Below are 234 nucleotides of genomic sequence, written 5' to 3'. Positions count from 1 at the left end.
ATTTGAAGTCATTATCGCAAGAATTTTCGTATTCAATGGAAACTCTTTTGAATCAATTGCACCAATATCGCAAAGAACAAAAGGTACAGCAAAAACAAGTAAAGCAGGTTTCTAAGCCGTCTCAAATTGTTCAAACAAAACCGAAGTTAACAGGTTTTGAAAGGGCAGAAAGAGAAATTATTTATCATATGTTGCAAAGTCCAGAAGTGGCTGTTCGTATGGAATCCCACATAG

At 35.5% G+C, this 234-nt stretch carries 1 pseudogene; it reads left to right on the top strand.

Annotated features, from left to right (window positions below):
• A pseudogene (locus SB775_RS34045) lies at positions 1 to 234 on the top strand (DNA primase); the annotation flags it as partial.

It is taken from the genome of Peribacillus sp. SIMBA_075, from assembly GCF_046534585.1.
Note: the sequence above shows the minus strand (reverse complement) of the source record. Positions and strands in the feature narration are given on the sequence as shown.